A 21,054-nucleotide genomic window follows, 5' to 3' on the forward strand; every position below is an offset into this window, starting at 1 on the left:
TCGTTCCTTTCGTTCCTGCCGGTCAGACGAGACTGGGCGCCGCCAGGCGGGCCTCGGATTCCCAGCGCGCCCGGGTGGACGCAGCGCCGAAGAACTCGAGCTGGTCGGCGCGGGTCATGGCGGTCCACACATCGCGGAAATAGCGCTGGATCTTCTGCCCGTCGGCCTGCGGGCCGGTACCGGCCGCGCGCACGATCGCCTGCAGCGCCTCCCAGACCAGTTCCTCGGCGATGAAATACTGCTGGTTGAGCCGCATCGACCGGCCGGCGTCGAAGGTCTCGCCGTTCTCCACGAGCAGCCTGCCGTATTCCTCGTAGCGGCGCCCGCCGTCGAACAGCGCCGCCGCGGCCGCGTCGACCTTCGCCAGTGCCACCGAAAGCACCCGTTGCCAGTCCGGGCGTTCCGCGCGCAGGGCACCCGAATCGTCGAAGGGTGCCTTGGAGATGCGCACGATGCGTTCGAACTCATCGATCGCCGCATAGCCGAGACCGACCGTCGCCGCGGCCACCTCTCCTTCGGCGAACGCGAAGAACGCGCCCGAGTACGCCGGGTTGCCGTGCAGTGTGGCTCCGGGTGCGGGCTCGGCCAGCTCGTTCGTCCAGGTTTCGGCGACCACCCGGTGTTCGGGAACGAAGACCGGCTCGGCGATCTCGATGCTGTTCGAGCCGGAGCCGCGCATCCCGATCACCCGGCCCCAGTCGTCCTGCACCCGGTAGTCCGCGCGGTCGATGACCGCCCAGGCGCGGTAGGCGGGCTGTTCACCTTCGGCGGGCACCTCGATCGTGGGGAAGAAATGCGTGGAGTACGGCGCACCCGAGCAATACCGCCAGAAACCCGATACCCGGAAACCGCCGTCGACGCGGCGCACCTTCGCCGAGGTCGGATTGCCCGAGGCCGGAGCGATCAGGTACCCGTTCCGCCCGAAGACCTCGTCCTGGGTCCGCAGCGGCCAGTAGGAGGCAAGTGTGAGGGTGTGCGCCTGGGAAAGCGAAAGACACCACGCCGTGGACGGGCAGCCGCGCCCGATCTCGGCGATCACCATGAAGAACCCGCACGGCCCGAGTTCCAGTCCGCCGAACCGGCGGGGCAGCAGCAGTTTGTAGAAGTCGTTGGCGCGAAAGTATTCGTGCACTCGCGGCGAGTAGTGGCCGCGTTCCTCGGTGTCGGCCTGTTCCTCGCGCAGGATGGGGCGGATCGTTCTGGCCGCCTCGAGCAACCGGCCGAGTTCACCGCGTACCCGCGGTTCCACCCCGGTGATCGGCATCGTGGCCAGTGACCCGGAAACTCCCGGCTCGTGTTGCATGGGCGGGATCTCGAACATCGTCCCACCGCCGGACAGGTACGGTTTCGTCTCGATCTTTGCTCGCGACACGGTCGACCTTTCTCTTCGCTGAGATGCGATCGAGTATCGGCTCGGCGCCGGTTCCGCGACTATGGTTTCCGGACCAAAGCACCCACCCCCGAGTTGTACCGCGTGCACTGCCGCACGCGGTTACCGCGATCAGTCGAGGGGGCCGGGAAGTTCGAGCACATCCAGCAGCGGGCGGTGCGCGCCGTCCGCGGCGACGACCGTGATCCCGCCGAGTTCGGAGTGGTCGAAAATCCTGCTCACCCCGAATACGTGCCCCCACGGATCGGTGAGCACGGCGAACTGGTTGAACGGTGACCGGCTCGGGGCCATGAGTACCCGCGAACCGGATTCGACCGCGCGCGCCACGACGGTTCCGAGATCGCGCACCTCGAAGTAGCCGATCCAGAACGACCGTGGCATCCCGGGAACCTCGCCGTGCACCCGGAAAACCCCGAGCAGCACCCGATCCTCGGCGCACACGAGTTCCATATCGTAGGGATCCTCGAACATGCCGACCCGGTGCCCGCCGAGGGCCGAACTCCAGCGGCCGACCACGGCGGCGACCTCCTCGGTGGAGATGTCCGCGTTCGTGTAGCGGATCGCGTTCGTCACCCGGGGCGTGTCGGTCAGCGCGATCCAGGTGTCATCGGGTCCGCGCAGAAATCCCTGTTCGATCCCTTCCGCGATATCGGAATCCGCCGGTGCGGCGTAGTATTCGCCGGGAATGCGCGGCACACTCGAGGGCCGCACACAGAGCGCGGGCAGCCAGCCGGTCGGGCCGCCGTCCCGGGCCCGGTGGAACCGCACACCGAGCGCGCCGAGCGCTTCACCCGGTCGGGAACGGGCGCGATGACCGAGCAGCCACTCGTAATAGACCGCGGTTTCGGCCGGTGCCGCGCAGAACAGATCGAGCCCACCGTATTCGGGTCGCGGTGTCACTGCACGTTCCCCTCGTCGAATGCGCCCTCATCGGCCAGGGCCTGCAGCGCCAGCCAGAACGAGGTGGTCGTGGAGACCGAATTGAGGTCGACGTCGAGCAGGTTCATGATCTGCCGCAGCCGGTACCGCAAAGTGTTGCGATGAATGAACAATCGCTCGGTCGCCCGGACGATATCACGGTCGGCCTCGAGATAGACCTTGAACGTTTCCAGCAGTGTGCCGCCGTGCGCCGCGTCGTAGTCGAGCAGCGGGCGGAGCAGCTCACGCGCGAGCTCGCCGAGCGGCACCACGGCATTCGTCATCACCAGCAACCGGGCGAGATCGAGGCGGCGCGGGTGGTGCACCCCGTCCCCCTCTTCGAGCGCGGAGGACGCCTCGAAGAATCCGGCCCGCACTCCGGAAGCACCGCGATGCGGGAGGCTGACCCCGACCCGGGCACCGGCGCCGAGCCGGGAAAGCTGGCGCAGCAGCGTTTCCGCGATCCGGTCGGGCAGATCCTCGTCGAGCACGAGCATCAGTACCCGGTCACCGCGGACCACCCGCAGGAAGGGTTCGCGCTGCCCGTTCATCAGCGCGTAGATACCGCCCCAGGGCAGGCTCCGCTGCGCACCCGCGGGCAGTTCCGCCCAGCCGACGAGCATCCGGTACGGCCGGGACACGTCGAGCCCCGCGGCGCGCAGCCGGGCCACCGCGTCCTCCTCGCTGACCCGGCAGTCGAGGATGTCGTCGATCACCCCGGCCACGAGTTCGCGCCAGCCCAGTTGCGCGGCGTGCAACCGGGCGAGTTCGATCGCCACCAGATCGACGGCGGCCTCGAGAATCCCCGCCCCGTCCTGCGCGGTGCGCACCGCGAGCCGGGCCACCTGTTCCCCTTCGACCGCAACGGCACGTACGGTGCAGCCCGCGACCCGGTCCCCGTCCCGGGCGTCGAGTATCGCGTCCGCGTCCCAGATCGACCGCGAGGGCGAGGCGGCCAGCGTGCTCCCGGACAGGTCGAACAGTCCGGCATCGGCGTGGAAGACCGTGCGGATCGCCTGGATGAGATGGGAAAGCCCGCCACTGCGGGTGGCGAATACCAGTTGGTTCAGCGCATCATCCACTGCTGCCCTTCCCGTTCGGCCTTGATCGACTCCGCATCGAACCGGAAGTACGACCGCGGCGGCAGCATCCCCCACACATTGGAGGAGCGCCGGTCGTCCGGAAACTCGCGCGGTTCGTGCAGCTCGTCGAGTTGTTCCATATCGCAGTACAACTCGATGAAGCAGTCAAGTTCCGGGGTCCGCACGTATCCGGCGAGGTTGCCGCCGATGCCATGCCGCACGGGCCCCCAGGGGAAGACCCGGTCGTACTGCGCGAGATGGTCGAACGCCGAACGGATCATCCCCCAGTCACCGAGGTCGAACGCGACGTGGTGGAAGTGCGAGGTTCCGGTGCCGACGAAGGCGTTCACGTGGTGGTCCGCGCCGACCCGCAGGAAGGCACCGGCATCCGGGCCCAGACGATCGGCCAGCTGCTGGCCGACGACGTGCTCGTAGAACTCGACCATCCTGCCGACATCCTGGACGAGATAGTTGACGTGCCCGAGCCTGCGGTATCGGCCCGTCGGCAGCGAATCGGTGCGCCGCGAGGTGATCGGGTAGGCGTCCTGGCCGATGCGCGGGCGGTAGGGAACATAGGCGACCCCGTTGTTCTCCGGATCGCGGAAGTGCACGGCCTGCTCGGTGCGTGCGTACTCGATGCCCAGGCCGTTGAGGTGCCGCTCGGCGTCCTCGAGCGAGAAATCCGGGTGCAGATTGTAGGCCGCATATCGGATACCCGCCTCGTCCGATTTCTCGAGCAGGATCGAGTACGGCTCGTAGTTCACCGCGAGCTGCGCGGATTTCGTGTCCCGCGCACGTTCGGTCAGGCCGAATTCCAGCTGCCAGCTGTTGCTCGCCGCATCGAGATCGGCGACGCCGAACTTCACGTGGTCGATATCGTAGAGCTTGATCATGGAGGCTCCCGGATTCGAAGGCTGTTTCTTTTAAAACTACGCTCATCCTAGTATAGTGAACGTCTCGTGCACCAGCCATCGAGAAAGCAGGCCGCATGACCGTTCAGGTTTCCCCGTCGAGCCCTACCGCGGAGTCCGCGACCGAACGCTTCGAGCGACTGTCGGCCACGGCGCGGGTCGTCCGGGTCATCCATGCCGATCTCTTCGGCCGCCAGCGCGCCAAACAGTTCCCGGCCTCCGTTGCGGCGCACCTGCTCGGCGAGGGCATTGCCTATTCGAAGATCGCGCACGCCGAGGATCTGCTCGGCGTGCCGGTGGACGAGGAGGAGTTCCCACAGCTGAAGGGACATCCCGACGTCCACGCGTACATCGAACCCGGAACGGCGATCGTGCCCCCGTGGGAACCCGACGCGGTATGGGTGCTCGCCGCGTTGTGGGAGGGACAGCGGCGCTCCCCGCTCTGCGCACGCGGCCAGCTGGCCAGCGCGCGGGACACGCTCGGCGCCGAGCTCGGGTACACCGTCCAGGCCGCCGCCGAGCCCGAGTTCTACCTTTTCCAGCGCACATCGGCGGATCGGCGGCCGGTCACCTATTCACAGGAGGGCGTCTCGTACACCATGGACCGCATCACCGATCCCGAAGGCGCGGCCGGGCGGATCCATCGGGGCACCATCGGTCTCGGTATCGGCGTGACGGCGCTGAACCGGGAATTCTCCCCAGGACAGTTCGAGATCAACCTGGCACACGGCGAAATCGTGGATGCCGCGGACCGCGCGTTCCTGCTCAAGACCGCCGTCAAGGAGCTCGCGATCATCGACGGTCTGGAAGCCGTGTTCATGGCCAAACCGCTCACCGCCGAGGAAGGCAGCAGCCTGCACGTGCACCTTTCACTCTGGGAAGCCTCGGGGCAGAACGTGTTCGCCGAGGGGGACACGACTTCCACGCTGCTCGAGCACGCGATGGCCGGAGTGCAGGCGCACGCCGCGGCGCTGCTCGCGTTCGCCTCACCGACCGTCAATTCCTACACCCGGCTGCACGGTGCCGGACTGTCCCCGCGCACCAGCAATATCGCCGGGGACAACCGGTTCACCTTCATCCGGGTACCCGCCGAACGCGGCGCAGCCACCCGCTTCGAGGTGCGGCAGGGCGACGCGAGCGCGAGCCCGCACCTGCTGATGGCCGCCATCGTGCACGCGGCCCGGGACGGAATCCAGCGAAACCTGCGCATCGACGCGGACGGTGCCGCACTGCCGCGGTCCCTCGGCGAAGCGCTCGCGGCACTGCGTGCCGATGCGTTCTTCGGCGCGGCGTTCGGCGAAGAACTCGTCCGCGCCTACACCGCGATCAAACAGCGCGAGATCGAAGCATTCGAATCCACGGTGACCGACTGGGAATGGCGGCTCTACCACTCCTGCGCCTGAATCCTGACCCGGTCAGACCGGCCGATCGACACGGCCGGTCGCCGATTGCCGCCGCAGCGCCCGGGAAAGCTCCACCATCTCCTGGTGGTCCTCGACGCGGGCTACGACGCACCGCGCACCTGCTCGCCGATCCGCCAGTGCAAATCGGACCGCGTACGGCGCCGACCGGCCCCGCCCTGAGTGCCCGCGCAGGAGACCGACCACCCAAGCACGGCGGCGAGTTCGTATTCGACGACCCCGCAACCTGGGGTGCCGAACACGCCATGATCAGCACCGACACGCGCCGCTACGGGACAGCGACCGCGCAAGCGTGGAATCGGTTGCACCCCAGGCTGACCAGCACAGCCGCATGGATCGAGCACCACGGGCCGTTGCCGATCATCGAGGGCCCCGTAATCCGGCTCCGCGTCGAGCGCCTGCCCAGCTGCGGGGCGAACAATCCAGTCTGATTGTGCGGTGTCGACGCCACCCCGGCCGAGGTCGACCACTGCTGGCACATGTTCCTGCGCCGCTTCGACATCGGACCCGTCCTAGCCACCGGCCAGACCTACAGCCAACCGCCGCACCACAAGAAGAACACCAAACCGCGCCGTATCACTTAAACGACACTCTCAGTGCAGTAAAGGTAACACGACATACTACGGTTGGACGGGTTGCGCATGAAGGCTCTCCGGTTCGAAAGAGGAGGAGGGATCAGTTGACACGCGCGCGCCATCGCAGGGCACCGGCCGTGCTGGGGTTGCTGCTGGTGCTCGTGTTCGTGGTCGCGGATGGTCCGGTCGCCAGGATGGTGGACGAGGGCGGGAGGCCGCTTCCCGCGTCGGTGGCGGCTACACCGCCGATGGGCTGGGACAGCTGGAATTCCGCTGGCTGCGATACCGACGAGCGGCAGGTGGAGGCTGGTGCCGATGCGCTGGTCGCCAGTGGGATGCGGGCCGCGGGTTACCGCTATGTCGTGGTGGATGATTGCTGGTTCGCGCCGGATCGTGACGCTTCCGGTCGACTGCGTGCCGATCCACACCGCTTCCCGCACGGCATGCGCGCTCTGGGCGACTATCTGCATGCGCGAGGATTGCGGTTCGGTATCTACACGACTCCGGGGACGATGACGTGCGCGCAGCGCAAAGGCTGGTATCCGGGGGCGACCGGGAGCGGCGGTCACGAACGGCTCGATGCGCGGACCTTCGCGGACTGGGGAGTGGACTACCTGAAATACGACTGGTGTTCGCCCTCCGATGACAGTGGTGCGCAGGAGGCGGCGTTCGTCCGCATGCGGGATGCGTTGCGGGCGACCGGGCGGCCGATCGTCTATTCCATCAATGCCAACAGTTGGGTTCCCGGCACGGTCCCCGGACAGTCGCAGGACTGGCGGCGGGTGGCCACGATGTCGCGCAGTACCAACGACATCGGGGCTTCCTGGCGGACCGGTCAGGGACCTCTCGGCACCCAGGGCATCGCCGAGGCCGCTGAGCAGAACGCGGAACTGGCCGTGCGCGCGGGGCCGGGCCATTGGAATGACCCGGACATGCTCGAAGTCGGGGTGTCCGGCGATCTCGATGCGACCGAGCAACGCAGTCAGTTCAGTCTCTGGGCGATGATGGCCGCACCGCTCATCGCGGGCAATGACCTGGCCGGAATGCCACCCGCGGCACGCTCGATCCTGGTCAACCGCGCGGTGATCGCCGTCGATCAGGACCGGTTGGGGCGGCAGGCGTACCGGATCCGGCGGGGCGGTACTCAGGTATGGGTGAAGCCGTTGGCCGACAACCGGATTGCCGTCGCGCTCCACAACAGCGGAGACCACGCCGCGCGGATCGATACCACGACGAGCGCGGTGCATGCCCCGGGTTCGTCTCGCTACCGGGTCGAGGATCTGTGGAGTCGGCGCACGAGCTGGAGCGAAGGGACGATCGCGGCCACCGTGCCTGCGCACGGCACGGTACTGCTCCGGATCGCGGCGGCGGGCAGTTCCTGATCCGGGTGGGGCCCTCATGGTGAGGCGACCGCTATCGGTGCCGGACGGCGGAGGGGGCTGCTCGTTCAGTGAAATCTCAGATAACGCGCGGTAATTCGGTTTGTTCGACCAATGTCCGGTGGTGACGGACTGTTCATAGTCGATGCATAGTTCGGGCACAGTAAAGTGGCTTGTTTTCCGGGTAGGTTGGTTTTCGTGGACGGAGAAACCGTCACGGAAACCGAAAAGGAGCTTGAAATGGCACACTTCCCTATTCCCGCGAAGCCGCACTGCAAGCCGCTGCCCAAGCCGGGTCCGAAGCCGGGTCCGCTTCCGCGGCGCTGAACGAGGAAGAGGGTGGGCCGGAACGTTCCGGCCCACCCTCTCTCGCGTCTGAAGGAGGTGTGGGATTTGCGCTTCGTACGCCGCATGTCGGCGCGGGTGTCACCGGTACGTGAGACTTTCTGCCGTTTCTGGCCTTATGTTCGCGAAGAACGCGGGTACTTGTCGATATCCGCGGTATTACTCGCTATTCACGTGGCCACCGAATTGGTGGCGATATGGATGTTCGCGAATATCACCGATGATTCTCTCGTTTCGGGTGATCTGACTGGTTTCTGGACGCCCGCCGGTGTCTGGCTTGCCATGGCTATCGCCGGTGGAATCGCTTCCTACTTCGGGAACCTGTTGTTGGCTCGCGCGGCGGAGCGATTCCTGTTGCGCTTGCGGGATGCGGTGTACGCGCATGTGCAACGGCTCGGGCCGCGGTTCACCGAGCGGCACGCGCGCGGTGACGTGGTCAGCAGGCTCACCTCCGATATCGATGCGATCGAGCATCTGGTCGCTTCCGGGCTCGTCGAAGCGTTCACCGCCGCGCTCAGCGCGGTGTGCTTCGCGGTCGCGGCGTTCTGGGTGCGCTGGGATCTGGCGCTCGCGGCGTTCGCGCTGGCCCCGGTATTCGCGCTGGCCGCGAAATGGTTCTCCCGGCGTCTCAAGACCGCCAGCAGACAGGAGCGCAGCAGCAACGGCGCCATGCTCGCGACCATCGAGGAACGACTCGGCGGGCTGCCCCTTGCCCAGCTGTACAACCAGCAACATCGCGAACAGCAACGCCTGCATGCCCACGGGCTGGCCTGGATGCGCGCGAAGCTAGCCGAAGCGAAACTACATTCGGCCTACGAGCCGATGCTGGCACTGCTGGAAGCCTGCTGCATGGTGGCTGTGCTGGCGCTCGGGATCTGGGAGATCGCCGCGCACCGGGTGTCCCTCGGCGGATTGATCGCGTTGACCGGCTATCTGGGGTACCTCTACCCGCAGTTGCAGCGACTCGGGCAGCTGACACTGACCACCACGGCGGCCACCGCGGGTGGTGAACGCGTCGCCGAGCTACTCGACGCCCCGGTGGAGATCAGCGAAAGTCCCGGCGCGGTCGCCATCGGCCGCTCGCGCGGACACATCGCCATCGACCGGCTCGAGTTCGGCTATCCGGGTCGGCCACCTATCCTGCGTGCGGCGTCGTTTTCCGTGGCACCGGGCGAGTTCATGGTGCTCACCGGGCCGAGCGGGGCAGGCAAATCGACGATCGCCGCGCTGCTGGCCAGGCTGGTCGACCCCGTTCGTGGCTCTGTCCTGCTCGACGGGGTGGACCTGCGGACACTCACACTGGAGTCATTGCGGCAGAACGTCACTCTGTTACCGCAGGAGACGATCGTGTTCGGGGACACCGTGCGCGAGAATCTGCGCTACGCGAAACCGTGCGCGAGCGACACCGAGCTCGTCGCGGCCGCGAAGGCCGCCGAAGCGCACGCGTTCATCACCGGCCTTCCCGGCGGCTACGACACCGAGCTCGGCGAGCGCGGGATGGATCTCTCCGGTGGGCAGCGCCAGCGGATCGCGATCGCCCGGGCCATACTGCGCGACGCCCCGGTGCTCGTGCTCGATGAACCGACCACCGGGCTGGACGCGCTGACGGCCGCCGCGGTGTGGCAGCCGTTGCGACGGCTGACCGCGGGCCGCACCACCATCGTGATCAGTCACGACCAGCGGCTCATCGATTCCGCCGACCGCGTGCTGGTACTCGAGGCAGGGCGGATCGAGGGCGCGCCGCAGCACGATCCAGGGATCATCAGCGGAACCCTGCCGGAGAATCGTTCTCGCGCCGGTCGGGTACCCACCACACCCTGACGGCACGGCGACCACCACGCACCCCGGTTCTCTCCCAGCTGACCGGAATGGCCGCCACCCGGCGTCCGGTCCCGCTGGATTGCGGGCGGGACATCCGCGTAGCCGAACCTTCCGAAGCTTCGTGATGGGCCGCCGGGCCGCGCACGGTGGTGGTCCGCGCAGTCCCGGGTTGCGCCGTGGTCACGGTCCTTATGGTTTGGCCGGGTTCTGCCCCGGGGTGTGCCTCTTGTCGTCTTGGTTTCCGCCGCTTTGCCCGCCGGGGCGCTGTGCCGGCATTCCGGCCTGACTGCCCGCGCCGGTGTTGCCCGGGCCGAAACCGCCCTGCCCGGATCCACCTGGCCCGCTCATTCCACCCGGTCCGTTCATCCCGGCCGGTCCGCCGAAACCCCCGGGTCCCATCATGGGGCCGGAGCCGGAACTCGATCCGGTGGCGGCGTAGATGACGCCGGTGCCGGCAGCGGCGATGACGAGCGCGGCCAGTACCGCGGTCAGTGTTCGGCGGTTGGACCAGTGGCCGACCTCGGCAGTCCCCGGGGCGCCCCAGACGGGTTCCGGCTCGCTCGCGCGGTCCTCGGTCTGCACGTCGTGTGTCATGTCGGCGAGTATCGCGTTCTTCCCTGTGTATGCGCTGTGTGGTGGCGGATCCGAGCCATACGCATCCGGGCCATGCACAGCGCGCGCACAGCGAATGCACATGGTCCGTCCAGCGAGCACCGGCACGCTGGACGATCGTGACCCCGATTCTTCGCTTCCTGCGCGGACACCGGACCGATCCGGCGGCGGTGCGGCCCCTACTGCTCGTGTTGTTGTCGTCCACCGCGTTGCTCTACGGTGTCGGACTCGGCTCATCGGGCTGGGCGAACTCCTTCTATTCGGCAGCGGTGCAAGCGGGGGCACAGAGCTGGAAGGCGTTCTTCTTCGGGTCGACCGACGCGGCCAACGCGATAACGGTGGACAAGGCACCCGGTGCGCTGTGGCCGATGGACCTGTTCGCCCGCTGTTTCGGGGTGAACGCCTGGAGCATCCTGCTGCCGCAGGCGCTTGCCGGGGTCGCTTCGGTCGGGCTGCTGTACGTGACGGTGCGCCGCTGGTACGGCCCGGCCGCCGGACTGATCGCGGGCGCGGTGCTGGCGCTGACCCCGGTCGCCACGCTGATGTTCCGGTACAACAACCCGGATGCGCTGTTGGTGCTGGTATTGGTCGCGGCGACCTATTGCGTGACGCGGGCGGCCGAGCGGGGCAGCGGCTGGTGGCTCGCGAGCGCCGGTCTGTTGGTCGGTTACGGCTTTCTGGTGAAGATGTTGCAGGCGTTCCTTGTGCTGCCCGCGTTCGTGCTGGTCTATCTGTTCGCCGCGCCGATCAGACCGGTACGCAAACTGGGACAGCTGACCGTCGCCGGTCTCGTGCTGCTGATCTCGGCTGGTTGGTGGATCCTCGCCGTCGCGCTGGTACCCGCGGCCGATCGACCCTATATCGGCGGCTCGCAGCACAACAGTGCCCTCGAGCTGGCCTTCGGTTACAACGGTCTCGGCCGGATCAGCGGAGCAGAGACCGGTGGGCTCGGCAACACGAACTGGGATGTGGGGTGGGCCCGGCTGCTGGGCACGCAGATGGGAACACAGATCGGCTGGTTGCTGCCCGCCGCGGTGCTGGCCCTCGGGGCGGGACTGTGGATGACCCGGCGCGCACCGCTGGGCGACCGGACCCGTGCGGGCTTCGTTCTCTGGGGTGGCTGGTTGGTGGTGACGGGGGCGGTGTTCAGCTTCGCCCAGGGCATCGTGCACCCGTACTACAGTGTGGCGCTCGCTCCCGCAGTGGGTGCGCTGTGCGGTATGGGGGCGGTGCTGGTGTGGCGGCGGCGCGCGGTTCCGGCGGCGCGGGTGGTGCTCGCCGGTACCGTGGCGATCGGTGCGGTGCTGGCCGGGGTGCTGCTCGCGCGCACCGATTGGCAGCCCTGGTTACGTGTCGTGGTCCCGATGCTCGGGCTCACCGCGGCGGTGCTGCTGCTGGTCGTGCACCGGCTGCCACGGGCGCTGGCGCGTACGGTGCTGGTCGGTGCGCTGGTTGCCAGCTGTGTGGCGCCCGGGGCGTATTCGGTGGCCACGGTGACAGCCGAGCATCGTGGGGCGATGCCCTCGGCCGGCCCCGCCGGGTCGGGGATGCCCGGTGGCGGTCACGGACCGGGACACCGTCGGAAAGGCGGTGGCCCCGCCCGGCATGGGGGCGGCCCCTTCGGGACTGTCGAACCAGGTAAAGAGCTCGCCTCCCGGTTGCGCGCGAACACCGACGCCTACACCTGGGTGGCCGCGACGATCGGCTCGGACAACGCGGCCGGCTACCAGCTGGCCAGTGGTGCGCCGGTGCTCGCGATCGGCGGCTACAACGGCACCGATCCCGCACCGACCCTGGCTCGGTTCCAGGAGAACGTGCGGTCCCACAAGATCCACTACTTCATCGAATCCCGGCTGATGGGCATGCATGGCGGCGCCGAGCGCACCGGATCGGACGAATCACAACGTATCGAATCCTGGGTGAAACAACACTTCGCGGCCACAACGGTCGAGGGGACCACGATCTACGATCTTACGGAGTGAGATGGTGTACCGACTGACCGTGCCCTCACAGCTCTCGCACAGGTGGAACACATGCTGGGTACAAGCCGGGCGGGCAGGTTCATGAGTATGACGCACACCGAATCCCCGCTCTCCGCCGCCTCCGAGGAACGAGAAACGCGTCCCGATATCGCGGAAATCGCGCTACGCGACGGCGTTCCCGTTCTCGATCTCGTCGTTCCCGTCTACAACGAGGAAAAAGACCTGGAATCCTCGGTGCGCAGATTGCACGCTTACCTTTCCCGGAAACTTCCCTACCGCTATCGCATCACCATCGCGGACAACGCCAGTATCGATCGGACACCGAAGATCGCACAACGGCTGGCCCAGGAGCTCCACGAGGTGACGTCCACCCGCCTGGAACAAAAAGGCCGGGGAAGGGCGCTGCACGCGGTCTGGTCGGCCTCGGACGCCCCGGTGCTCGCCTATCTGGATGTGGACCTGTCCACTGATCTGGACGCGCTCGGCCCGCTGATCGCGCCGCTGGTGTCGGGTCATTCCGATCTGGCGATCGGCTCCCGGCTTTCCCGGAGCTCCAACGTGGTGCGCGGGGCGAAGCGGGAGTTCATCTCACGCTGCTACAACCTGCTGTTGCGCGGCACGCTTTCCGCGCGGTTCTCGGACGCGCAGTGCGGCTTCAAAGCGATCCGAGCGGATGTGGCCCGGCGGCTGCTGCCGATGGTGGCCGACACCGGCTGGTTCTTCGACACCGAACTGCTGGTGCTCGCCGAACGCAGCGGATTGCGTATCCACGAGGTCCCCGTGGACTGGGTGGACGATCCGGACTCGCGGGTGGATATCGTGGCCACCGCACTGGCCGACCTGAAGGGGATGTGGCGGCTGACCCGTTCCTTCGCCAGCGGTCGGCTCCCACTCGACCGGATCGCCGGCCGATTCGGCAGGCAGCGCGCCACCGAGGGGGTGCCGCCGAGCCTGCTGCGCCAGCTGGTCCGGTTCTCCTGCATCGGAGTGCTGTCCACGGCGGCGTACCTGGTGCTGTATCTGATCTTCCGTGCCGGGATGAACGCTCAGATCGCGAACTTCCTGGCGCTGCTGCTGACCGCGATCGCCAATACCGCGGCCAACCGGCGACTCACCTTCCGGGTGCGCGGCCGGGCCAACCTCGGCCGCCACCAATTCGAAGGGCTGATGGTGTTCGCCCTCGGCTTCGCGCTGACCAGCGGCGCCCTCTGGGCCCTGCACCATTACACCCACCCGAGCCAAACCACCGAGCTCGCCGTACTCGTCCTGGCGAACCTCGTCGCGACCGTACTGCGCTTCGTGCTGCTGCGCGGCTGGGTGTTCCATCCCCGCCGACAGCGCAGTGCCTGAATTCCACTACCGATCGAGAGGCGATGATGACGACCACGATGTCCGAGACAACGGCACCGGCCGCCGGGATACGCGGGCCCAGGACAGGACTGCCCCGGCTGCTGTTCGGTCCGGCCGAGCGGCCGGCCTGGGTGCGGCCGTCGGTACTGGCGTTGCTGTGCCTGACCGCGGTGCTGTACCTGGTGAACCTCGGTGCCAACGGTTACGCCAATGACTTCTACGCGGCCGCGGTGCAGGCAGGCACTCAGGACTGGAAGGCGTGGTTGTTCGGCTCGCTCGATTCCTCGAACGCGATCACCGTGGACAAACCGCCCGCGTCGTTGTGGGTGATGGTGTTGTCCGGGCGCATCTTCGGTTTCTCCAGTTGGAGCATGCTCGTTCCCCAGGCTCTGGAGGGTGTCGCCTCGGTCGGGCTGCTGTATGCCGCCGTGCGGCGCTGGTCGGGCCCGGCCGTCGGATTGCTGGCCGGTGCCGCGCTCGCGGTGACCCCGGTAGCGGTACTGATGTTCCGGTTCAACAACCCGGACGCGCTGCTGGTACTGCTCATGGTCGCCGCGGCCTACTGCACGGTGCGCGCCACCGAGCGGGCGCGGCTGGGCTGGCTGCTCGGCGCCGGGACCCTACTCGGATTCGCCTTCCTCACCAAGATGATCCAAGCCTTCCTCGTGGTTCCGGGCCTCGCCCTGGTGTACCTGGTCGCGGCGCCTACCGGGCTGTGGCGGCGGATCTGGCACCTGCTCGGCGCGGGCCTGGCGATCGTGGTCGCGGCCGGCTGGTACATCGCGCTGGCCGACCTGTGGCCCAGCTCGTCACGCCCTTACATCGGCGGCTCCACCAACAACAGCCTGCTCCAGCTCGCGCTCGGCTACAACGGTCTCGGCCGCGTCTTCGGCGGCGAGGGCAACCTCGGTCCCGGCGGAGGTGCTCACCGTGGCGGGGGTGTGCCCGGCGGTGGCGGGGGCGACATGCCTGGCGGAATGGGCAAGATGGCCCATGGAATGTTCGGTGGCAGCACCGGCGTCGGCAGGCTGTTCGGGGAGAGTTTCGGCACGCAGATATCGTGGCTGCTGCCCGCGGCGCTGATCGCTCTGGTCGCCGGGCTGTGGTTCACCCGGCGCAGCCCGCGCACCGGCCACACCAGGGCCGCACTGCTGTTGTGGGGCGGCTGGCTGCTGGTCACCGGGCTGGTGTTCAGCTTCATGCAGGGCATCATCCACCCCTACTACACGGTGGCCCTCGCTCCGGCCATCGCCGCGCTGATCGGCATCGGCGGTCGTGAACTCTGGCGCGGCCGGGCGCACCTGGCGCCACGGCTGGTGCTCGCCGCGATGGTCGCATCGACCGGCATCTGGGGGTTCGTACTGCTCGACGAGACCTCGGACTGGCTGCCCGCGATGCGCTGGATCGTGCTCGTGCTGTCGATTCTGGTGGCCGCTCTGCTCGCCGCCGGCGCACACCAGCTGCGCAGGTTCGCCGCCGCGCTCGCAGTCGTGGCCGTGCTGACCGCGGCCACCGGCACCACCGCCTATGCCGTGGAAACCACGACCATGAAACCAAACGGTGGGATCCCCGTCGCGGGGCCCGAACAGTCCATGATGGGCGGCATGCCCGGCGGCGGAAACCACGGTGTCCCGGGCGGCAGCAGGCACCACGGCGGCATGCCCGGCAAGTCCACGAGCGCCGCGATGGCCACGCTGATCAAGGCCACGAACACCACATGGGCGGCGGCCACCACCGGGTCCCAGGGCGCGGCCAGCATCGAGCTGGCCACCGGCAAAGCGGTGATGGCCATCGGCGGATTCATGGGAACCGACAACTCACCGACCCTGGCCCAGTTCCAGCAGTACGTGCGCGAAGGCAAGATCAGCTACTTCATCGCGGACAGCATGTTCGGCGGCGGGGGGCCGGGCGGTGGCGGACACTCCGGCAAACAAGGCGCCGGGATGCGTTTCGGACCGGGCAGCACCGGTCCAGCGAAGGAGATCACCCAATGGGTCAAACAGCACTACACCGCGAAGACCGTGGGCGGCCAGACGGTCTACGATCTGCGTTCCTGACCCATTCACAGGGAAGACACAGGAAACACCAAGCGAGTGCATCGGAACGGCCTCGAGGATGAAGCCATGACGAGCCCCCGGCAGGACATCGGTCCCACATACACCCCGGAAAGCGGCGGACAGATGCGCCGTCCGGACGGGCAACCTGTCCGGGTGCTCGTGGTCGACGACGAGCCCTCCATCGCGGAGCTGGTGTCGATGGCGCTGCGCTATGAGGGCTGGCGGGTGGACACGGCAGGAGACGGGCTGTCCGCGGCACGCGTGGCCCGGCAGTTCCAGCCCGACATCGTGGTGCTCGACATCATGCTGCCCGACCTCGACGGCAGAGAAGTGCTGCGCAAACTCCGCGCCGACATTCCCGCTCTGCCGGTGCTGTTCCTGACCGCGAAGGACTCCGTGGAGGATCGGATCGCCGGGCTGACCGCGGGTGGAGACGACTATGTCACCAAACCGTTCAGCCTCGAAGAGGTGGTGCTGCGACTGCGCGGGCTGCTGCGCAGAACCGGAGTCACCCCCATCGCCTCAGGCGCCCAGCTGGTCGTCGGTGACCTGGCGCTGGACGAGGACAGCAGGGAGGTCACCCGCGGTGGTGAGCCGATCCAGCTCACCGCGACGGAGTTCGAGCTGTTGCGGTTCTTCATGCGCAATCCGAAACGAGTGCTGAGCAAAGCGCAGATCCTCGACCGTGTGTGGAACTACGACTTCGGCGGCCAGGCCAATATCGTCGAGCTCTACATTTCCTACCTGCGCAAGAAGATCGACCTCGGCCGGGAGCCGATGATCCACACCATGCGCGGCGCGGGGTATGTGCTCAAGCCGGCGAGCTGAGCGTCCGCGCTGGCTGGATCCGCGCCACTGGTCACTGCGCGGTCGGCTGCTGGTCGGCCAGGTGGTCATCCTTGCCGTGGTCTGCGCGGTGATCGGCGTCGTCGCGGACGTGTTCCTGCGCGAATTCCTGGTGCAGGAGCTGGACTCGCAAATGACCCCCGCGGTCGAACGAATACAGCATGGACCACCGAAAGGCATCGTGCTGCCGAAGCACCACAGGGAGTCCCTGGATTTCCTCCGTCAGCCCGGTATCCCGCCCGGGACGCTCGGCGCCAAGATAGTGCACGGCAAGGTCGTCGAGGCAGCGATGCTCGGACCTTCGATCGGCCAGCAGCACCCGGTTCCCGGACAGGACACCGGGATCTTCACCGAGATTCCGATGGACGACCACGCGCACAGCATGGCCGTCGGCGAACTGGGGAACTACCGGCTGCGTTCGGTGCATGCCGTCGACGGCAGCACCATCGTCATCGGACTGCCGTTGAGTACCGTCGACGACACGGTGTTCAACCTGGCGGTGCTGTTCGCGGTCGTGGCCGGGTTCGGACTGATCGTCGCCGGGCTCGCCGGCCGGTTCGTCATCCGCCGGACACTGCGTCCACTGGACCGGGTGGCCGAGACCGCCCGCGAGGTCTCCGCGACGAGACTCGACGAAGGTGAGGTCGAGCTGGTCGCCAGGGTGCCGCAGGACCAGGCCCGCCTGGGCACCGAGGTCGGCCAGGTCGGCAGCGCGCTGAACCGGATGCTCGAACACGTCTCGGCCGCACTCTCGGCACGCCACGAGAGCGAGACCCGGATGCGCCAGTTCCTCGCCGACGCCAGCCACGAACTACGCACCCCACTGGCATCCATCCGCGGCTACGCCGAACTCACCCGGCGCAGCCAAAACGTCACCCCCGACGACATCGGCTACGCCATGCAACGAGTGGAATCCGAGGCGAACCGGATGACCACCCTGGTCGAAGACCTGCTGCTGCTCGCCCGGCTCGACTCCGGACGCCCACTGCAACGCGAACACGTCGACCTCACCCGCCTCGTCGCCGACGCCGTCAACGACGCCTACATCGCCAGCCCCGAGCACCACTGGCGCTTGTCCCTGCCCGACACCCCGGTCACCGTGACCGGGGACGAGCAACGACTGCACCAGGTGGTGGCCAACCTCCTCGCGAACGCACGCACCCATACCCCGGAAGGCACCACGGTCACCATCACCCTGTCCACCGTGGACACGGCAGCAGTACTCACCGTCCACGACGACGGCCCCGGTATACCTGCAGAGCTCAGGCCCACAGTCTTCGAACGGTTCGCCCGCGGCGACAGCTCACGCTCCCGATCAGCAGGCAGCACCGGACTCGGGCTGGCCATCGTCTCCGCAGTGGCCAACGCACACGGCGGCACCGTCGAAGTACGCAGCCAGCCACACAAGACCGAATTCACCGTACAACTGCCGGTCAGGGACTGTGCACCGCTCTCGGAAGATTCGGCACATCGGCAGGGATAGTAGCCGGCAACACGAAAACGAGGACGACAGCGATGAGGAACAAGCCCGCCTGCGCGAGCCGGTAGTTGCGGACACCGTCGCGCGCCGCGAGCGCGAAGCCCACGATCGCGGCGAGAACGACGGCCATCAGCACGATGCCCTGCCCTCGCACGGAAAGCTCCGCGGTGGCCGAACCATCGGTGGCGATGAAGAAGATCGCCACGAAGTCCCCGAGATCCGATTGCGCGGGTTCCGGATCAACCGGATCATCAGCCAGATGAACCCGATCCAGCTGACCGCCAAGAAGACGATCGAAGGCACGCTCATCGTATGACCACACCGCCGAGGATCGCGATGGCGGTGACCGGCAGCGGGATGACATCGGCGACGTACGGGGCGGCGAACAGAAACGCCAGCCCGAGCAGAAGGCAGTACCCGGCATCCGTCCGGAAAGAATCGCGCCTGCGGATGAAGATCACTGTTGCGGGCACGGCAACAAGGATTGTGCTCCGGCGCGCGGCAGGTCGATGATCCCCCGCCGTGAGCGAGGAGCACACCGATTCCTCGCGCGACAGGAGGATCCCGTGACCACCCGACCCTTGCCGTTCTTCTCGAGCGGACTACGCCTGGACGCCGATCTGCACCTGCCCGATGACGGCGGCGAGCGCGCGCCCTATCCGGTGGTGCTCGCCTGCTCCGGCTATCAGGGGCAGAAGACCATCCACCCGGAACGATTCGCCCGCGCGCTCAATCCTCTCGGTTATGCCGTTCTCGCGTTCGACTACCGCGGATTCGGGCTCAGTGAAGGGGAACGGGGAAGGCTCATACCGCAGGAATGGGCCGAGGATGTGCGTGCGGGTATCGACCGCATCGGCACCGTGTCCGAAGTGGACGCCGGGCGCCTCGCCCTGGTCGGCTGGGGACTCGGTGGTGGCGTGGTCGTCGCCGAGGCGGCCGAGGATCCGCGGGTGCGCGCGGTAGCCTGTCTCAACGGGATCGCGGACGGAACCCGGTCCACCCGAAATATGCACGACGAGGCGAGCTGGGCGGGCCTGCTGCACCGGATCGAGGCCGATCGTGGCAGGCGGACCAGCACCGGACGTTCCGAGCTCGCTGACCCGTGGGACATCGTGCGGCTCAATCTGGACGATCGCACCGATGGGTACGTCGGTGCCGAGCTGTACAAGACCCCTGGATTCGGCAGCGGAGTCACCCTGGAATCGGCGGATTTCCTGCTGCGGTTCGCTCCGGAACAGGTGGTCGAGCGGATCGCACCGCGTCCGCTGCTCGTCCTGCACGGTGCGCACAACGATCTGCACAAGCCGGTCGAGGCACAGTCGATGTACGAGCACGCGCGCGAGCCGAAACGCCTGGAATTGCTCGAGGGGCGCGGGCACACCGAGTGGATGTTCGATGACGACCCCACCTTCAAGCACGTGGTCGATGTACTCGACGAATTCCTCGGCACCGTGCTGATCGCCGGCTGAGAAACCGGAAATGGAGCTCGCAATGGCCGCGACCCAGCGAATGCCGCGCAAACTGACCACCGCAACGGTGTGGGGCCAGGAGCTCGAGGGCTAGCACTCCGCGACGGCGGCTTCCAGCGTGTCGAGTCCTTCCACGAGCGTCTGGGCGGGAATGGTCAGCGGAGGAAGGAGCCGGATGACGTTGTCGTGGGTACCGCAGGTGAGCACGATGGTTCCGGCACGGTGGCAGTGGGCCGCGATGCGCGCGGTGCGTTCCGGATCGGGCCTGCCGGTTCCCGGATGCACGAACTCGAGGGCCAGCATCGCGCCCCGGCCCCGCACTTCGCCGATGCCGTCATCGCGCTGGGCCAGCGCATCGAGCCGGGGCCTGGTGGTCTCCTCGACAGCGGCCGCGGCGGCGACCAGGTTCTGCTCGCGCATGGTGTCGATGGCCGCGAGCGCGGCGGCACAGGCGATCGGGTTTCCGCTGTATGTCCCGCCGAGCCCGCCCCGGTGGACACTGTTCATGATCTCGGCGCGTCCGGTGACCGCTGCCAGTGGCAGCCCGCCGGCGAGCGCTTTCGCCGTGGTGATCAGATCCGGCAGGATGTTCTCGTGCTCACAGGCGAACCAGGAACCGGTGCGGCAGAATCCGGTCTGGATCTCGTCGGCGATGAACAGCACCCCGTTGTCCCGGCACCATTCGGCGATAGCGGGCAGGAAACCGGGCGCGGGCACGATGAATCCGCCTTCGCCCTGGATCGGTTCGAGGAGGACGGCAGCGGTGTTCTCGGCGCCGACCTGGGTACGAATCCGGTCGATGGCCCGTTGGGCGGCCTGCTGTCCGGTCATACCGTGCGGATCGCGATAGGGATAGGACATCGGCACCCGGGCGATTTCCGGGGCGAAGGGGCCGAAACGGTGCTTGTACGGCATGTTCTTCGCGGTGAGGGCCATCGTCAGATTCGTACGGCCGTGGTAGGCGTTGTCGAACACGACCACGGTGGACCGGCCGGTGGCGTGGCGGGCGATCTTGACCGCGTTTTCCACGGCCTCGGCTCCTGAATTGGACAGTACCGAACGCTTGTCGTGCGCACCCGGAGTGAGTTCGTTGAGCTGCTCGCAGACCTCGACATAGCCCTCGTACCCGCTGACCATGAAGCAGGTGTGGATGAACCGTCCGGCCTGTTCACGAATCGCCTCGGTCACCTTCGGCGCGGGGTTACCCACGCTGGTGACCGCGATCCCCGAGCCGAGGTCGATGAAGGCATTGCCGTCCACGTCGATGAGCACCCCGTCGCCACCGCTTTCGGTGTACACCGGCAGCAGGGAGGATGCGCCGTCCGCCACGGCACGCTCTCGTCGCAGGCCGAGCCGCTGCGCGGCCGGTCCGGGAATGCCGGTGCGCAGTCCGGGGTTCGCGGTGTTCGTCATGCG

18 protein-coding genes are annotated in these 21,054 nt (G+C 67.5%); 10 read left to right on the forward strand and 8 right to left on the reverse strand.

What is annotated here, in order from left to right; all coding sequences use genetic code 11:
* Positions 1 to 22: 22 nt before the first annotated feature.
* The 4 genes from A37U_RS48890 to A37U_RS48895 all read right to left on the reverse strand — a co-directional run bounded on the left by A37U_RS48890 (position 23) and on the right by A37U_RS48895 (position 4,283).
* The gene (locus A37U_RS48890; protein WP_157183270.1) at positions 23 to 1,372 is read right to left on the reverse strand and encodes an acyl-CoA dehydrogenase family protein; all 1,350 of its coding nucleotides are present in this window, start codon (positions 1,370 to 1,372) and stop codon (positions 23 to 25) included.
* Positions 1,373 to 1,501: 129 nt separating this feature from the next.
* Positions 1,502 to 2,290, reverse strand: coding sequence for a VOC family protein (locus A37U_RS0136910; RefSeq protein ID WP_020501690.1), 789 nt, complete (start codon positions 2,288 to 2,290; stop codon positions 1,502 to 1,504).
* Entirely contained in the window at positions 2,287 to 3,390 is a 1,104-nt protein-coding gene (locus A37U_RS0136915) for a PucR family transcriptional regulator (protein ID WP_020501691.1), read from the reverse strand. The genes A37U_RS0136910 and A37U_RS0136915 overlap by 4 nt, the downstream gene beginning before the upstream one ends.
* A complete protein-coding gene (locus A37U_RS48895) occupies positions 3,375 to 4,283 on the reverse strand; it encodes a VOC family protein (protein ID WP_020501692.1) in 909 nt (302 codons plus the stop codon). The genes A37U_RS0136915 and A37U_RS48895 overlap by 16 nt, the downstream gene beginning before the upstream one ends.
* A gap of 95 nt (positions 4,284 to 4,378) precedes the next feature.
* Between A37U_RS48895 and A37U_RS47235 the strand changes: the two genes are divergently transcribed.
* Complete coding sequence (locus A37U_RS47235) at positions 4,379 to 5,704, forward strand: glutamine synthetase family protein (protein WP_020501693.1); 1,326 nt, start codon at positions 4,379 to 4,381, stop codon at positions 5,702 to 5,704.
* Between the two features lie 101 nt (positions 5,705 to 5,805).
* Here the strand turns inward: A37U_RS47235 and A37U_RS52335 are convergent, their stop codons facing one another.
* Positions 5,806 to 5,964: a hypothetical protein gene (locus A37U_RS52335; RefSeq protein ID WP_157183271.1), complete on the reverse strand. Its 159-nt coding sequence runs from the start codon at positions 5,962 to 5,964 to the stop codon at positions 5,806 to 5,808.
* Between the two features lie 437 nt (positions 5,965 to 6,401).
* Here A37U_RS52335 and A37U_RS0136940 point away from each other — a divergent pair, with 437 nt between their 5' ends.
* Both A37U_RS0136940 and A37U_RS47240 read left to right on the forward strand, forming a co-directional pair.
* On the forward strand, positions 6,402 to 7,679 hold the full coding sequence (locus tag A37U_RS0136940; protein ID WP_020501695.1) for a glycoside hydrolase family 27 protein: 1,278 nt from the start codon (positions 6,402 to 6,404) through the stop codon (positions 7,677 to 7,679).
* Positions 7,680 to 8,087: 408 nt separating this feature from the next.
* On the forward strand, positions 8,088 to 9,842 hold the full coding sequence (locus A37U_RS47240) for an ABC transporter ATP-binding protein (protein WP_083934197.1): 1,755 nt from the start codon (positions 8,088 to 8,090) through the stop codon (positions 9,840 to 9,842).
* A 189-nt stretch (positions 9,843 to 10,031) separates the two neighbouring features.
* On the opposite strand, the gene A37U_RS48900 is transcribed toward A37U_RS47240, so the two are convergent.
* Positions 10,032 to 10,436 (reverse strand): hypothetical protein, encoded by a 405-nt coding sequence (locus A37U_RS48900; protein WP_020501697.1) that lies wholly within the window; start codon positions 10,434 to 10,436, stop codon positions 10,032 to 10,034.
* Between the two features lie 137 nt (positions 10,437 to 10,573).
* Here A37U_RS48900 and A37U_RS0136955 point away from each other — a divergent pair, with 137 nt between their 5' ends.
* The 6 genes from A37U_RS0136955 to A37U_RS0136980 all read left to right on the forward strand — a co-directional run bounded on the left by A37U_RS0136955 (position 10,574) and on the right by A37U_RS0136980 (position 18,485).
* Entirely contained in the window at positions 10,574 to 12,436 is a 1,863-nt protein-coding gene (locus tag A37U_RS0136955) for a glycosyltransferase family 39 protein (protein ID WP_020501698.1), read from the forward strand.
* 87 nt (positions 12,437 to 12,523) lie between these two features.
* On the forward strand, positions 12,524 to 13,786 hold the full coding sequence (locus A37U_RS0136960; protein WP_020501699.1) for a bifunctional glycosyltransferase family 2/GtrA family protein: 1,263 nt from the start codon (positions 12,524 to 12,526) through the stop codon (positions 13,784 to 13,786).
* Between the two features lie 26 nt (positions 13,787 to 13,812).
* The gene (locus tag A37U_RS0136965) at positions 13,813 to 15,843 is read left to right on the forward strand and encodes a glycosyltransferase family 39 protein (protein ID WP_040589843.1); all 2,031 of its coding nucleotides are present in this window, start codon (positions 13,813 to 13,815) and stop codon (positions 15,841 to 15,843) included.
* A gap of 66 nt (positions 15,844 to 15,909) precedes the next feature.
* Positions 15,910 to 16,671 carry a response regulator transcription factor gene (locus A37U_RS0136970; RefSeq protein WP_276143618.1) on the forward strand — a complete coding sequence of 254 codons (762 nt, stop codon included), beginning with the start codon at positions 15,910 to 15,912 and terminating at the stop codon, positions 16,669 to 16,671.
* Positions 16,649 to 18,172: a sensor histidine kinase gene (locus A37U_RS0136975; protein ID WP_020501702.1), complete on the forward strand. Its 1,524-nt coding sequence runs from the start codon at positions 16,649 to 16,651 to the stop codon at positions 18,170 to 18,172. Before A37U_RS0136970 ends, A37U_RS0136975 begins: the two co-directional genes overlap by 23 nt.
* Positions 18,132 to 18,485: a hypothetical protein gene (locus tag A37U_RS0136980; protein ID WP_020501703.1), complete on the forward strand. Its 354-nt coding sequence runs from the start codon at positions 18,132 to 18,134 to the stop codon at positions 18,483 to 18,485. Before A37U_RS0136975 ends, A37U_RS0136980 begins: the two co-directional genes overlap by 41 nt.
* On the opposite strand, the gene A37U_RS52340 is transcribed toward A37U_RS0136980, so the two are convergent.
* Positions 18,475 to 18,642 (reverse strand): DUF1622 domain-containing protein, encoded by a 168-nt coding sequence (locus A37U_RS52340; protein ID WP_157183274.1) that lies wholly within the window; start codon positions 18,640 to 18,642, stop codon positions 18,475 to 18,477. The two genes, A37U_RS0136980 and A37U_RS52340, sit on opposite strands and share 11 nt — an antisense overlap.
* A gap of 93 nt (positions 18,643 to 18,735) precedes the next feature.
* On the opposite strand from A37U_RS52340, the gene A37U_RS0136990 reads away from it, so the two are divergent.
* A complete protein-coding gene (locus tag A37U_RS0136990; RefSeq protein WP_020501705.1) occupies positions 18,736 to 19,638 on the forward strand; it encodes an alpha/beta hydrolase in 903 nt (300 codons plus the stop codon).
* Between the two features lie 90 nt (positions 19,639 to 19,728).
* On the opposite strand, the gene gabT is transcribed toward A37U_RS0136990, so the two are convergent.
* Positions 19,729 to 21,051, reverse strand: a complete 1,323-nt coding sequence (gabT, locus tag A37U_RS0137000; RefSeq protein ID WP_020501706.1) for a 4-aminobutyrate--2-oxoglutarate transaminase — start codon at positions 21,049 to 21,051, stop codon at positions 19,729 to 19,731.
* Positions 21,052 to 21,054 lie beyond the last annotated feature (3 nt).

Source organism: Sciscionella marina DSM 45152 (assembly GCF_000379465.1).
Classification (GTDB): Bacteria; Actinomycetota; Actinomycetes; order Mycobacteriales; family Pseudonocardiaceae; genus Sciscionella; species Sciscionella marina.

Bases quoted from the DNA above. Each gene is read 5' to 3' on its own strand.
- A37U_RS48895 (WP_020501692.1), bottom strand. From the start codon at position 4,283: ATGATCAAGCTCTACGATATCGACCACGTGAAGTTCGGCGTCGCCGAT.
- A37U_RS47235 (WP_020501693.1), top strand. From the start codon at position 4,379: ATGACCGTTCAGGTTTCCCCGTCGAGCCCTACCGCGGAGTCCGCGACC.
- A37U_RS47240 (WP_083934197.1), top strand. From the start codon at position 8,088: ATGTCGGCGCGGGTGTCACCGGTACGTGAGACTTTCTGCCGTTTCTGG.
- A37U_RS48900 (WP_020501697.1), bottom strand. From the start codon at position 10,436: ATGACACACGACGTGCAGACCGAGGACCGCGCGAGCGAGCCGGAACCC.
- A37U_RS0136960 (WP_020501699.1), top strand. From the start codon at position 12,524: ATGACGCACACCGAATCCCCGCTCTCCGCCGCCTCCGAGGAACGAGAA.
- A37U_RS0136965 (WP_040589843.1), top strand. From the start codon at position 13,813: ATGACGACCACGATGTCCGAGACAACGGCACCGGCCGCCGGGATACGC.
- A37U_RS0136970 (WP_276143618.1), top strand. From the start codon at position 15,910: ATGACGAGCCCCCGGCAGGACATCGGTCCCACATACACCCCGGAAAGC.
- A37U_RS0136975 (WP_020501702.1), top strand. From the start codon at position 16,649: ATGTGCTCAAGCCGGCGAGCTGAGCGTCCGCGCTGGCTGGATCCGCGC.
- gabT (WP_020501706.1), bottom strand. From the start codon at position 21,051: ATGACGAACACCGCGAACCCCGGACTGCGCACCGGCATTCCCGGACCG.